This window comes from Halobacillus sp. A5 (assembly GCF_024189315.1).
Classification (GTDB): Bacteria; Bacillota; Bacilli; order Bacillales; family Halobacillaceae; genus Halobacillus_A.
Map to the genome: position 1 here is coordinate 1,371,417 of NZ_JAIZEO010000001.1, position 13,331 is coordinate 1,384,747.

The window sequence follows — 13,331 nt, forward strand, 5'->3', positions numbered from 1 at the left end:
AAGACCGCTCCTTTATCCCAGTCCCTGATTCTTTAGATCAAGGAATGAACAGGAACAGTCTTATCTCATTTATTTCTGTTTGTTTTCTCCTGCTCGATCTTAGGAACGAATTCAAAGATCTCGCCTGATTCTACTACGTGAATAAACCGCATGAGCCATCTATAGTAATCCTGAGCATATTGAAGGCGGTCAATATCTACTTCAATTTTCTCTATTAATTCTGCATCAGTAGTCTGCTCTTTTATTTTTGTCAGTTCATAAATAGCTTCATCCGCTTCTTCAATATTCGTCTCCGTATGGTGCCTCCAGCGGCTGCCAAAAAGAGAAGTAAAAGATTTATACCAATCCTCTTCAGATTTATACAAATCCTTACGCACCCCTTTTTTAAAGGAGGGTTCAACCATTTTCATATCAGACAATGCGCGTACTCCGGTAGACATACTTGTTTTGCTCATTTCCAGTGCTTCCCGCATATCATCCAGTGTCATTGGTTCCTCAGCGAAATAGAGAACTCCATATAACCGTCCAATCGATGGCGTGACCCCGTAAAGGTTCATATTTTTAGAGATGACCTGGATGAATTGTTCAATAGTATTTTGATACTTTTCCCAGCTGTTTGTAGGTTGTTCTGCCAAAGGGCCGCCCTCCATTCCCATGTACGTGATTTAATCTTAAAATATTTTATCATTAATAGTTTAAATTTGCGACCTTATACATTAGAAAGCTGAAAAGTGTTTATACTCTCACCATCAAGCAGCTCCAGTAAATCCTCTCTCCACGTAAATAATATCACCTGGTGCTGTCTCGAAATCTGTTCAATTATAGACAGCATTGTAGAAAGTCTCGAGGAATCAAAATTGACGAAGGCATCGTCCACTAGAAAAGGCATGGATAATTCTTCAGCGAGTGTTTTTGCCAGGGCCAGCCTGAGAGATACGTATAATTGATCTGCAGTCCCCCTGGACAATTCCTCTGTTTTAAAATAAAAACCTTGCTCATCCTGCACTACAATTTCCTGTTGTACCCCGTCAAGGTGAAGACGAGTATATTTTCCGTGTGTGATTTTATGAAAGTAGGTTTGTGCCTCTTTAAGTACATTCGGCAGATGTTGATTTTGATATTTCTCTTTTGTCTTTGAAAGAACTTCAAGTGCTATTTTAGAGCTTGCCCATTCCTTAGCCGCTTCATGAAAAGACTCTTTTTCAAGTGCTAATTGGTGGGTAAGCTCTGATAACTCATCCGAACTCTCCAAATATTTAATTTGATGCTCGGTTTTTGCCCGCTCCTGTTCATATTGTTTAGTGTCCTGCTGAAGCTTATCCAGTTCGGCTTCGATTTTTTCCAGATTAAAAGCAATGTCAGACTCAGTCGGCGGGGTTACCCATACTTGAAACGTTTCCTGTTCCTGAGAAGTGAGCATCATATTAACCTGATGCTCCAGCTGGTTTTTCGTTTCTAATTGCTGCTGCAGTTGATCGAAATGATCAAGTTTCTCATAAAAGTCAGTTATACTGAGAGCTCCTGCATTATTAAATAGTGTTTGTTTTTTATTTTCAAGGGGTTTGATTTTTGTTTCAAGCCGCTCTTGTTGTAATTGAAGCTGTTCAATTTCATTCTTTAGTTGAATCGATTCTTCATTCAATTGAAGTTGGTCTTTAACAAATTCTTTCCTCAATTGTAATTGTCTGCTGACTGTTCGTTCATTATGTTCCCAATTTTGCTCTTTGAAAAACCTGGCGGCCTGCTCTTCAATTGTGCGCATATGATCAGCGGATACCTGCCGTTCGGCTTTCAGCTTCATCAACTCTTGATGCCTGTCTTTAACTTGTTTGAGTAAATGATACAGCTTTTCCCAATGGACGAGCTTAAGATCGACCAAGAACGGGTAACGCTTGACCTGTTCCTTAATCTTCAGCTGGAGGCTGCTTTTCCTCCCTGCCCATTCATCATTCCATTTCTTTAACTGATCACATTTGTCGTTTTGCTCTTGCTGCTGTTCCCGAAGATAAATAATTTCTCCTTTAGCCTGATCATATTGCTGCAGTTCCTCTCTAGCTTTCATATACATTTCCTTTGTAATGGATGGAGCTCTCTGACCCGGACTGCCTGTTCTATTTATGACGATCACTCCGGCTGCTGTAAGAACACCAATCAGTAAAGGGATAATTTGATTCGTTTCTAACGCTAGAAACAGGCTTCCTGCTGTTATTAACGCAGCCATCATTAAAGTTTTCTTAGTATTTGACTTCCCTTCATGAGAGGGCTGGGAATGAATGTACCGGTCAATCAATTCTGAGTGCTCAACTGACTGTTTCTCACTAATGCTTCCTGTAAGGAGAGACTGCAGCTGCCCCTGTGTGTGCTCCATTTGCCGGCGGAGGGCTTCGCTTTCCTGTGCCGCTTTTATTTCTTGCTGCTCAAGCAATTGTTCTTCTTCCCTTAATGCTCTCCAAGTTTCTTCTAAATAAAAAGGGAATTCATAATCCTGAAGTTCGGTTTTGTCCACGGATAAATCAAGTCTGTTCATTTCCTTATCAATTTCATCATTGTATTTATCGATTTGGAGGGTAAGGCGCTTGTATTCCTGTTCAGCCTGCTGATACTCAGATTCTTGTGCTTCAAAAATGGACAGATCTTTTCTATCGTAAGCATGAACCTCGGAGTTTATATTTTTAAGCCGTATCTCTTTAGCTGATTGACTATCTTGAAGAGATTTAACCTCGCTTTGCAGAGGGAGAAGCTGTTCCTGAAGATCACCCATGTGATGCCGGGCTGCTTTAGGTACGGGTCTCTCTGCTTCATGTATAGTAAGCTGATGATAGTTTTGTATGATCGGGAGCGCCTTCTTTATCTGCATGTGACTGTAATAGGCACGTCTTTGTGCTTCCCTGGCCTCGTCGACAGCTGCGATTTCCTCATCTAGTTTTTCTAGTCTTTCTACACTCAGCTGATAGTCACCTATTTCCTTTTCTATGCGGCTCTTTCTTGCAGCCAGCTCGTCTATTCGGGTCAACATTCGATTAAGCTCTGGATTTCTGCCTTTAGGTTTAAATTTCTCATTAAGCTGTTTATCCAGATTCTTTTCTGCCTGATGAATTTGGCTGGATCCCGTCAGCCCTACGTTTAACAGAACTTCGCCTAATTCTTCACCATTTAACTGCGTGAGCTCCTGTAAATCATTTGCATTAAACCCATAAATGGATTGATACACCGATTTGTGTAATCCCCCCATGAGCTTCTTCAGGAAATCTTCTCCCCGGGTTTCACCACTGGGAAGACGGCAGATTGCTTCTCCCTGGTGACGGTCGTCTACCCGCTCTACTATAATTTCTCCATAAGAGTCAGTTTGGACTATTATTCTTCCACCTACAGTACCCCCTGTTTTCGGCTGGTAAAACGACCTTTTCTGAGGAGGCATCCCAAATAAGATAAATAAAATAAATTGCTGCAGCGTTGATTTACCCGCTTCGTTAGCACCGGATATAACTGTTAGAGAATGGCTGGATAAAGAAAGCGAATAATCCTTCCACTTTCCAAATCCATAAATATATAAAGATGTCAGCTTCATTTACTCGCTCCCCCGTGTTATGATTTGTTGAAGCACCAGCTCTTTCGCTGACTGCATTACTTCTTTTCTTTCTTCAGATGTTAATTCATCCAGCCATTTGGAAGCTCTGCGGTGAGAATATAACGGATTTACATACTGAGAGAATTCCTCGTCTTCTACTTCCTCTATATTCCGCAGGAACTCACCTGCAAAGTAATTGCTTTTTTTCAGTTCTTCCTCATCCCAATCCGGGATATCTTTAATTACTGTTTCATCAATCCATACCCAGGCTTCCTCTAGTGTTTCCCGCTCGTTCACAAGCTCCATCCAGTCCTCAATCAATCCTTCTGATTCCCATTTACTAAGCTTGCCTTCACTGCTTGTCAGCGTCAGTCTTAACAGCATCGGGGAAGTAGACGCTATACTTCTCTTCGCCTCTTCAAAAACCAGTTCCAGTTCTTGTGGGTGTCCCACGTGATTACAGTCGACTTCTAATCGTTCGTATGTAAAACTGTGGAGCGGAAGGAATTTACAGTGAAACCGTTCATCTTTCCACTCTACGAGATAGCAGCCTTTCTCTCCATATTCCTTATGTGAACGGCCCTGAATGTTTCCTGGATATATGACTGGAGGATGAACAGAAAGCTCTTGTCTTTTGTGAATATGACCCAGGGCCCAGTAATCCATCTGAGCTTTGTATAATTCGCTCATCGAAAAGGGTGCATAGACATCGTGTTCTGTCTGAGTCTCAAGACTCCCATGCAGCATTGCAATATGAAATGGGGCCTTTTCGCTCTTCACAAATTGCTGCACCATTTTATTTGTTACTGCGCGCTGTTCGTAGCTAAACCCATAAATCTGAGCGATTACATTATTCTCCCGCTGAAAAGGCAGCGAACGTACAGTTTCTTCATTAAAAATGTGAACATTTTCTGGATATGATATTGGATAATGAGTACCCGCCATGTAGTCGTGATTCCCATAGCTGACATAGACATGGATTCCATGCTGCTTTAAACGTTCAAACCCTTCCCTCAGCTTCACCTGAGCCTTCAGACTTCTAACCTCTTCGTTAAAGAGATCCCCAACCAACAATACAAAGTCTACATGATGAAGAATGGCTTTTTGAATTAGACGGTCATAAGCTTCAAACGTTGAAGCACGAAGCTGCTCCTTTAACGCTTCAGGGAAATTATTTTTCCCCTTAAATGGACTATCTAAATGTAGGTCGGCACTATGGATGAATTTCAAGGATGTCAAAGTAACTTCCCCCTTTTTAAATTCTAGTTTAGCATGAGTACGGCAGGTAGGAACATTTCTACCATCAAAAAAAGGAGTGGGAAATAAGTGCAGCAGTGAAGTCCAAAACGACCATTCGTATAAACGCAGATTATTAGCGCAGTCAAAATGCGTAGGTTCCTGCGGGGACAGCGCGAGCCGAAGATCCCGCTGGAAAGCACACTTTGCTTTCTGAGGAAGCTTAAGGCCGTGTCCACGGAAAGCGAAGCATTTTGACGGAGCGATGGTAAGAATTCTCTTTAACATAAAATAATCCGAACTGATTACTACAGAATCATTCGGATTATTTTATATTTTATTCAGATTTGTCCCGCCTCAATAATCGTTCAGCCTTCTTTCTTTGAAAGCTGAATGGCCTGTTTTATATCTTTTAAGGAGGAGGATTTTCCATACATGAGAACTCCCCCTTTATAAATACGGGCTCCAATTAATGCAAGTAAAACTATAGAAGCTGTAAGTACCCCGATGGACAATACAACCTCCCACGCCGGTATATCAAGCATTCCCACGCGCAAAAACATAATCAGCGGAGAGAAAAATGGAATATAAGAAGTTACCGTAATAAACGGGGTATCCGGGGCATTTAACCCAAATACTGAGATAAAGAAGGCTATAATGATCAAATATATCATAGGGGCAATCATCTGTTGTGCATCTTCTAAACGACTTACCAAAGAGCCGAGAGTGGCCGCCAGAGTAGCATATAAAAAATACCCCAATATAAAGAATACGATACCGTATCCAATGATACTCAGTTCTATATCTCCCAGCCCAAAGCCCTCTAAAAACGAGCCTTCCCCTGAATTGCGCTGTACACCTAAATAGCCTACACCCAAAATTAAGGAGAATTGCAGCAGCCCTAATAAAGCAATCCCGGTAATCTTGGCAAACATTTGGGAAACAGGAGACACACTGGAAATTAGGATCTCCATCACACGACTTGATTTCTCAGTTGCCACTTCAGTCGCAATCATACTTCCATACATCATTACAGTTAAATACAGCAAAAACAGCATAACATAAACAAGACCCTGAGTTTGCTGCATCTCTTCTGGAGTATTAGCTTCATCGCCTAAAGCAATTGTTTCATAAGCCACCGGAGCGTTAATTGCTGTTATAGTTTCCTGATCCACCTCAGCCTTCTCAGCGGCAGCGTCCATTTTCACCCGCTGCATTGCCTGCTGAATAGATTCGCTATGAGCAGGAGAAGCCCCGTCCCCCACGTATTCTACAGCTTCCGGCAGGTCGGCTTCCCCCATTTTTATTTCAACAGCAGAGTTGAGCTCTCCCTCCTCTACGGCCGCTCTAGCCTCATCTATCGACTGATCCTTTTCTATTGAAAAAGAATCATCTGCCAGGAGCTGCTCTTCAAATAAGGAAACCCATTCTTCCTCTTCACTTACGACACTGATTTCTGTAGTTTGACCTTCCTCGTCCCCTTGATCAAAGGCTTCCATTATATTTTGGATATTAGTCAGCAGCAGGATCAAAGCCAGTGTCACCGATGTGGTAATAACAAATGATTTGGATTTTACTCTGGACTTAAATGTCTGCACAACCATAATAAAAAATTTATTCATAGGAAGTCCCCACCTTTTCAATAAAAATATCATTTAAGGAAGGCTCTTCTAAATCAAAGGTCCGGATAAAACCCTTCCCGGTTAATTCCTTAAATATGATTTGGGAAACCTCTTCATTTTCCACCTGCAGCTCACAGCTGCTGCCAAAGCTTTTAAATTTTGTTACTCCCGGAAGGTCTTTTAAATATTCCACATTAAAATCTGCATGAACTCTCACATTTTTCTTACCAAACGAGCGCTTAATTTCTTTTAACTTTCCATGCACAACCGGGCGTCCGTGATGAAGTATACATAAATTCTCACACAGCTCCTCTACATGTTCCATGCGGTGTGAAGAAAATACAATCGACGTACCCGCATTTTTTAATTCAATTACCGCTTCTTTCAGCATCTCTACATTCACTGGATCAAGCCCTGAAAATGGTTCATCCAGAATGAGCAGTTCAGGTTTATGTAAGACAGCAGAAATAAACTGTATTTTTTGCTGATTCCCTTTTGATAAATCTTCAACTTTCCTTGTTTTATAATCAGGTACTTTAAACTTCTCTAGCCAGCGCTCAAGCTCCTCCTGCGCATCAGAACGGGTCATCCCCCTTAATCTTGCTAAATAAACCAGCTGGTCAACCACTTTCATTTTTGGATAAAGACCGCGTTCTTCAGGCAGATAACCAATCAGATGACTCTGCTCATAACCGATTTTACCGTTATTCCATGTAATGGTGCCGCCTGACTCCTCAATCAATCCAAGGATCATTCGAAACGTTGTCGTTTTCCCTGCTCCGTTTGCTCCTAAAAAACCAAAAATCTGGTTCGCCGGTATTTCCAGTGATAAATGATCCACCGCTGTAAATGCTCCAAACTGTTTAGTTACATTATTTAATTTTAACGTCACATGCTTTTCCCCTTTCTATCACATTAATTACGAGCAGGTTATGAATTTGTTTCAATTTTTTTCTAAGCGAGGCAGGATTTTCGACCTTTGCTGGCTAATGTATAAAATGAGTCATGATTCACCATAGGAGGTTTCTTCAATGAAAAAGTATTTTCTAACCGTATTCGAAAAAGATGGCACAAATGTGCTCGATGAAACATTTGAAGCTGAGGACGACACAGAAGCAAAACGTATCGGAGCAGATAAGCTCGAACAGGAGGGGTATTCCGAACATACTCATCGATGTGCTGCCCCTGAAGGACATCTTATTCTTTTTCATCGATAATAGAACTGGAAGGATAAGAGGAATGTTCTTTAAAAAATCAAATTTATCATTTAAAAAAAGTCGCGCTAACGCGACTTTTTTCACTCCCCTTTAAAGTTAGCCGGACGCTTTTCAAGAAATGCCTGGACGCCCTCACGGTGGTCAGCCGTCTGTTTCAACTTCCATTGTGACTGTCTTTCCCTGGAAAGATATTGGAGAAGCTGGTCAATGCCATATTGATGATAGATACTCTTTGTGGTAATCATCGACTGTAATGGCTTCGCACTCCATTCCTCAGCCAGATTCGCCGCTTCGTCATGGATATTCCCTTCAAATACTAAATCAATTAACTGAAAGTCAAATGCTTCTTTAGCTCTCAGCTGCTCTCCCTGCCAGGCAAACTGCTTCGCTCGATGGGTACCTAACCGCTGTTCTAAGAAGAAATGCCCGCCCCCGTCAGGTGCCAGGCCAATCCCGATAAAGTTCATGGAAAGTCTGGCGTCTGCTTCTGCCATAAGATAATCGGCAGATAAAGCGATACTTAAACCGAGTCCGACCACTGGCCCGTGTAACGCCGCAATTACTATTTTCGGCATGGAGTAAAATCCAGTGACAATCGTTTCTATGTCATTCATTACTTGGTCATAGACTTCCGGGCTGCTCACGTCCTGCATCATAGAGACGTCGCCTCCTGCACAAAATCCGTCTCCAGCACCGGAAAGGACAACGATTTGAGACTGCTCATCCTGCTTTAATTCTTCTACAGCATCCGCAAACTCCCGCAGCATGTTCACGTGTAACGCATTAAACTTCTCTCCTCGGGCTAATGTCAGATAAACCACTGCACCAACTCTTTTTATAGTAAAGAACTTCATACGTATCCCCTTTCTTACTCATCTATATTAAAAATTCGACACAGCCCGCCCGGTTTCCTGCAAAATTTGACATTTTTTTCTTTAGTATGTAAAAGCACAAAAAAAGCTGCCTCTGCAGGCAGCTTCTTTCCTATTGTTGTGGTTCTTCCGGGTTACCGTAAAGATCTTCAAGAGGCTTCGTAATGATTTTACTAACATCATTAATCACAGTGTTTAAACGCTGCTCCTCTTCCATAAGCTTAGAAATTTGAGGGTGCTGCTGAACAAGTTCTACAACTTGACGAGCTTTTTCAACTTCTTCCTCAGAGATTTCTTCACCCTGCATTTGTTTCTGCTGAAGATTAATTTGAGTTTGGCGGAAATCTTCGAACATTTGCTTAGCAGCTTCATCGTCCATTACTGCTTCATAAGCATCTTTTAATCCGTTAAATTCGTCACTGTTACGAATTGCTTTTTCAAGATCATATGCCTGATCATAAATATTAGCCATAAGTTACATGTACCTCCTAAAAATGTTGAGTATTGAACTCCTTCCTCACTATAACAAACATGATTCGCCATGTATAGGAATTCACGGTTATCCGATGAAAAGTACAATTATTCCTTGAAGCAGACCAATGATGCCCCCCAGAAGAGCACCTAAATACGTAATCATCTTAAACTCTTTCCTGGAAATATCCAGCACCATTTCCTCTAAACGGCCAACATTAAATGACTCCACCTGCTCCTGCACAATTTCAGCTAAATTCATAGAAGCCATCATCGTTTCAATTTTAGAAGATAGCAATTCAGCGGTTTTAGGAACAAGTGCAGGCAACACATCTAATAATATTTTGGACTGAAGCGGCTTTGTCCATTCAGAAACGGATTGATTCAGCCATTTCTCCACAGGGAGTGCTTTAGTAACTACCTGCCCCAGGCTGGTTGAAATGACACCTTTCCCAATTTTATCTTCAAAATAGCCTAAAGGCTGTTCAAGAGCGTTTTCTAATTCTGTCTGCAGCATGGTTTGCAGCCACTCGGTTGTTTCTTTGGCAGAGACATATCGCACTATAACCGGGTGAACACGGTCAATAACGCGGTCTGACCCCATAAATGATTGAATCATATTGCCCAGAAAACCTTGTTTATCAAGATAATCATCAATAAGTGCTCCCACTTTTTCTTTTCCTTCTCTGCTCATTAAGAAATGTTGAACTTTTAGTTGTATATAGCCTGCCAGCTGGTCTGTCCCAGCTTCCGCCTTATACAGCCAATCATCAGACAGAATGTTTTTTACTTTTTTCTGTCTTAATTCTTCCATCATCAGATTGTACCTTTGATCCACCCATTCAGCTGCCGCTTCCTCTACTCGCTCAATGTCAATATCTAACTGCAGAGTATTCAGGAGCTGCTGAAGAGATTGATCATTTTGCAATGCTTTCTCAACTTCATTCTGGGCGAATGTTGTTAATTGATTTTGAAAATCCTGCCCTTTAATTTTTCTTTTCAAGCCTTCGGCCGTTAATAAGTGATTAACCACCATTCTGCCAAGCTGCCTGGCCAATTCCTTTTGACGCTTCGGAATCACTCCCGGTGTGAATGGCAGACGAAACTTACCAATATAGATAGCCTGATACGGTCTGAATAACATTTTTATAGCCAGCGAATTGGTCACTCCCCCAATTGCTGCCCCAATTAACATCATAAATAAAATCAAAAAACTTGTGTTCAAGATGATCCCTCTTTTCCCTCTAGAACTCTGTCCCATTATAGAGCAATCTATTATGCTTCGCTACTATCACAGTTAAGTTTGATGTCTTAACATTACCCAATTATTAGCAATTGGACAAAAGCTGTAACTGGAAAGACTATTTTGTAGGAGGTGAGTCAAAAATGAATGATAAGAAAAAGCAGTATGCGGATGAGGGGAAAGATCGATTCGAACTGGACGTTGACAGAATGATTAATGAAGGAATGGCTGGAGGACGTCCTTTATCAGCCTATGGAAATGAGCAGATTGGAGAAGATCATCCCATCCCTAAACAGGAAAAAAATAAAAAATGAAGCAGTACTGCAACTTTAGACCGCTGTAAAAATTTCAAAAAATGCTTGCAGAGACTCCCCCGTGTTCTCTGCAAGCATAGTGAAACCATGATTAAGGTTCACTAATCAGCGGCTTTTTACTATCATATTTACGGCTTCGTTTATAAGTTCCTCTGCAGATTCGCCATCTTCCTGCGCCTCTTTAATGCATGTTTCCAAGTTTTTAGCTACAATATACCCAATGGCACGGTCCATCGCTGAACGAGCGGCCGAAAGCTGGGTAATTACATCCTTACAGTCCTTATCTTCTTCCATCATTTTCAGTACACCGCGTACTTGACCTTCAATTCGTTTGAGCCGATTTTTTGTTTCTTGAGGATATACATATTTTTTTTTCACATTATCCATTACATTTTCCTCCTATCTCAATTAACAAGCTGTCTGTAATGTATTTTTAAAATGATAAAGTTTTATTTCATACTTTATATTATCATAATAGTAAATCCACTATGAAAAAGGAAGTTTTCAATGTCCTACATTAATCGATTAAGAGAAACTTATTCTACATTGTTTGTTCATCAGCCTGGCGAAAGCTGGCCGTCTAAGGACTTCCGCCTGTTTAGGACCAGTGATGATGAGATCATTGGTATCGCTTCATATGAACTTTCCGATAGAGAATATTCTTTATTAGCTGCTTTTCTAAAGCCTGTGGATAAATATGAAGTGGATTTAACAAATAAAGATTTGAAATGGAAAAATTTCATTAACGGCCAGCAGCAGGAGTTACATTTAGATGCCCCCCCTTATAAGATAAGATTTATTTTCTTTTCCGTCTCAGATCCTGCTTTAGAGCCTGAAACTTTTCGAGAAGCTCTGCAGGCGTTCTTTCCCGCAGAGATGCCGCTCATCTGGATAAGCAGCAGTGAAGGAATAATTATTGAAGAATTCTTTGATTCTGATCAGGAACCTATTTCTTTAGAGAATGTAATTGATGTATTAATGAGTGATTTTTACACGAAGCTGCGTTTTTACATAAGTGAAGAAGTAACTGACCTTGCAGCAGCGCAGCGCACCTACAAATGGGCTTACAAGTGTTTCTCGTTATCGAGTAAGTATCAGCTTGGTGAAACGGTAAGCTATCACCAGGTTCTTCCCTTCGTGTATATTGACGGACTTTCAGAAAACGATTCCGCCTTGTTAAAAGAAACTGCACTTCACGAAGTAGAATCCGACAGAGATCTGCTCCGGACTATTAAAGTATTTCTGGAGTCCGGCTCCAATGCCAGCTTAGCTGCAAAGCTTCTATTTATGCACCGGAACAGTCTTCAGTACCGGGTGGATAAATTTATTGAGAAAACCGGAATAGACATTAAGCAGTTTGAGCAGGGTCTCGTTGTCTACTTACTCTTACTGCAATTAAACCTGTAACCAGCATGCACAAAGATTGTCAGAATTCTTTGTGCACTTTGTCCATTTACCTTATCTCTAAACTTCGCTAGACTGTAAATATACAAAAAGAAAGCGATTTCAACAGAGGAGGAATTGTTAATGGCAGAGTTAAAGTTGAATAATATCGAAAAAGTTTATGATAAAAATGTGAGAGCTGTAGATGATTTCAATCTACATATCGGAGATAAGGAGTTTGTAGTATTTGTAGGACCTTCCGGTTGTGGTAAATCAACTACACTACGTATGATCGCCGGTCTGGAAGAAATTACAGGTGGAGATTTCATAATTGATGAGAAGCGTATGAATGATGTAGCTCCAAAAGACCGCGACATTGCTATGGTGTTTCAGAACTATGCCCTTTATCCGCACATGAATGTTTATGACAATATGGCGTTTGGACTTAAACTGCGTAAAATGGATAAGAAAGAAATAGAGCAGCGTGTAAATAATGCAGCCCAGATCCTTGGACTCGAAGCATTATTAGACCGTAAACCGAAAGCGCTCTCAGGTGGTCAGCGTCAGCGTGTGGCTTTAGGACGTGCCATTGTACGTGATGCAAAAGTATTCTTAATGGATGAGCCGCTATCCAACTTAGACGCAAAGCTTCGTGTTCAAATGCGTGCAGAAATCCAAAAGCTTCACCAGCGTCTGCAGACCACAACCATCTACGTAACGCACGACCAGACAGAGGCGATGACAATGGCGACACGTCTTGTTGTTATGAAGGACGGGGTTATCCAGCAGGTTGGTGCTCCTAAAGAGGTATATGATAAGCCGGAAAATGTTTTTGTAGGTGGATTTATTGGTTCCCCTGCTATGAACTTCTTTAACGGTACTCTTGGTGAAGACCACGTCGAAGTTGATGGCGTAAAAATCGCTGTTCCTGAAGGCAAATTAAAAATATTACGCGAGCAGGATTATATCGGAAAAGATATTATTTTAGGTGTCAGGCCCGAAGATATGCATGATGAGCAGCTTTTCATTGATGCCAACCCAGATAAGAAGATTACAGCTGACATTGAAGTAGCTGAGCTGATGGGTGCTGAATCGTACCTCTACTCCCGTATTGGAGATCAAGAGTTTATCGCGCGTGTTGACTCTCGTTCAGATGTTCAAGGCGGCGACAAAATTGAAATGGCAATTGACATGAACAAAGTCCACTTCTTTGATGCTGAAAACGAACTGCGTATCCGTTAATAAACTCCCCCAGACACACGGCTTCGGCCGTGTGTTTTTTTATGCAAAGATAAGCATATTAACTAACTACTTTAGTAATGTTTGTGCAAATCATCCATTTACCTTCTCTCACCGCTTCTCTAGACTAAAAAGATAGAATTTTCTAATAAATGGAGGGTGACTA

At 41.1% G+C, this 13,331-nt stretch carries 13 protein-coding genes; 4 read left to right on the plus strand and 9 right to left on the minus strand.

The genetic code is table 11. The features are described from left to right. Window positions 1-65 precede the first annotated feature (65 nt). The 5 genes from LF822_RS07305 to LF822_RS07325 form a co-directional block, all read right to left on the minus strand. Entirely contained in the window at window positions 66-635 is a 570-nt protein-coding gene (locus LF822_RS07305) for a GbsR/MarR family transcriptional regulator (RefSeq protein WP_253923321.1), read from the minus strand. 74 nt (window positions 636-709) lie between these two features. Beyond that, a complete protein-coding gene (locus tag LF822_RS07310; RefSeq protein WP_253923322.1) occupies window positions 710-3,568 on the minus strand; it encodes an ATP-binding protein in 2,859 nt (952 codons plus the stop codon). Beyond that, window positions 3,569-4,807 carry a metallophosphoesterase family protein gene (locus LF822_RS07315; RefSeq protein ID WP_253923323.1) on the minus strand — a complete coding sequence of 413 codons (1,239 nt, stop codon included), beginning with the start codon at window positions 4,805-4,807 and terminating at the stop codon, window positions 3,569-3,571. 365 nt (window positions 4,808-5,172) lie between these two features. Beyond that, window positions 5,173-6,426: an ABC transporter permease gene (locus tag LF822_RS07320; RefSeq protein WP_253923324.1), complete on the minus strand. Its 1,254-nt coding sequence runs from the start codon at window positions 6,424-6,426 to the stop codon at window positions 5,173-5,175. Continuing rightward, window positions 6,419-7,318, minus strand: coding sequence for an ABC transporter ATP-binding protein (locus tag LF822_RS07325; protein ID WP_253923325.1), 900 nt, complete (start codon window positions 7,316-7,318; stop codon window positions 6,419-6,421). Before LF822_RS07325 ends, LF822_RS07320 begins: the two co-directional genes overlap by 8 nt. A 139-nt stretch (window positions 7,319-7,457) precedes the next feature. Here LF822_RS07325 and LF822_RS07330 point away from each other — a divergent pair, with 139 nt between their 5' ends. Further along, the gene (locus tag LF822_RS07330) at window positions 7,458-7,643 is read left to right on the plus strand and encodes a YhzD family protein (protein ID WP_253923326.1); all 186 of its coding nucleotides are present in this window, start codon (window positions 7,458-7,460) and stop codon (window positions 7,641-7,643) included. Between the two features lie 80 nt (window positions 7,644-7,723). Here LF822_RS07330 and LF822_RS07335 read toward each other — a convergent pair whose 3' ends face one another. The 3 genes from LF822_RS07335 to LF822_RS07345 form a co-directional block, all read right to left on the minus strand. After that, entirely contained in the window at window positions 7,724-8,497 is a 774-nt protein-coding gene (locus LF822_RS07335) for an enoyl-CoA hydratase (RefSeq protein WP_253923327.1), read from the minus strand. Between the two features lie 130 nt (window positions 8,498-8,627). Beyond that, the gene (locus LF822_RS07340; RefSeq protein WP_253923328.1) at window positions 8,628-8,987 is read right to left on the minus strand and encodes a YlbF/YmcA family competence regulator; all 360 of its coding nucleotides are present in this window, start codon (window positions 8,985-8,987) and stop codon (window positions 8,628-8,630) included. Between the two features lie 87 nt (window positions 8,988-9,074). Then, a complete protein-coding gene (locus LF822_RS07345; protein WP_253923329.1) occupies window positions 9,075-10,211 on the minus strand; it encodes a DUF445 domain-containing protein in 1,137 nt (378 codons plus the stop codon). A 161-nt stretch (window positions 10,212-10,372) separates the two neighbouring features. Between LF822_RS07345 and LF822_RS07350 the strand changes: the two genes are divergently transcribed. Further along, on the plus strand, window positions 10,373-10,543 hold the full coding sequence (locus LF822_RS07350) for a hypothetical protein (RefSeq protein ID WP_253923330.1): 171 nt from the start codon (window positions 10,373-10,375) through the stop codon (window positions 10,541-10,543). Between the two features lie 105 nt (window positions 10,544-10,648). Here the strand turns inward: LF822_RS07350 and LF822_RS07355 are convergent, their stop codons facing one another. Then, window positions 10,649-10,930 carry a metal-sensitive transcriptional regulator gene (locus tag LF822_RS07355; protein ID WP_253923331.1) on the minus strand — a complete coding sequence of 94 codons (282 nt, stop codon included), beginning with the start codon at window positions 10,928-10,930 and terminating at the stop codon, window positions 10,649-10,651. A 120-nt stretch (window positions 10,931-11,050) separates the two neighbouring features. Here LF822_RS07355 and LF822_RS07360 point away from each other — a divergent pair, with 120 nt between their 5' ends. Both LF822_RS07360 and LF822_RS07365 read left to right on the plus strand, forming a co-directional pair. Then, entirely contained in the window at window positions 11,051-11,950 is a 900-nt protein-coding gene (locus tag LF822_RS07360; protein ID WP_253923332.1) for a PucR family transcriptional regulator, read from the plus strand. Between the two features lie 120 nt (window positions 11,951-12,070). After that, window positions 12,071-13,168, plus strand: a complete 1,098-nt coding sequence (locus tag LF822_RS07365) for an ABC transporter ATP-binding protein (RefSeq protein ID WP_253923333.1) — start codon at window positions 12,071-12,073, stop codon at window positions 13,166-13,168. Window positions 13,169-13,331 lie beyond the last annotated feature (163 nt).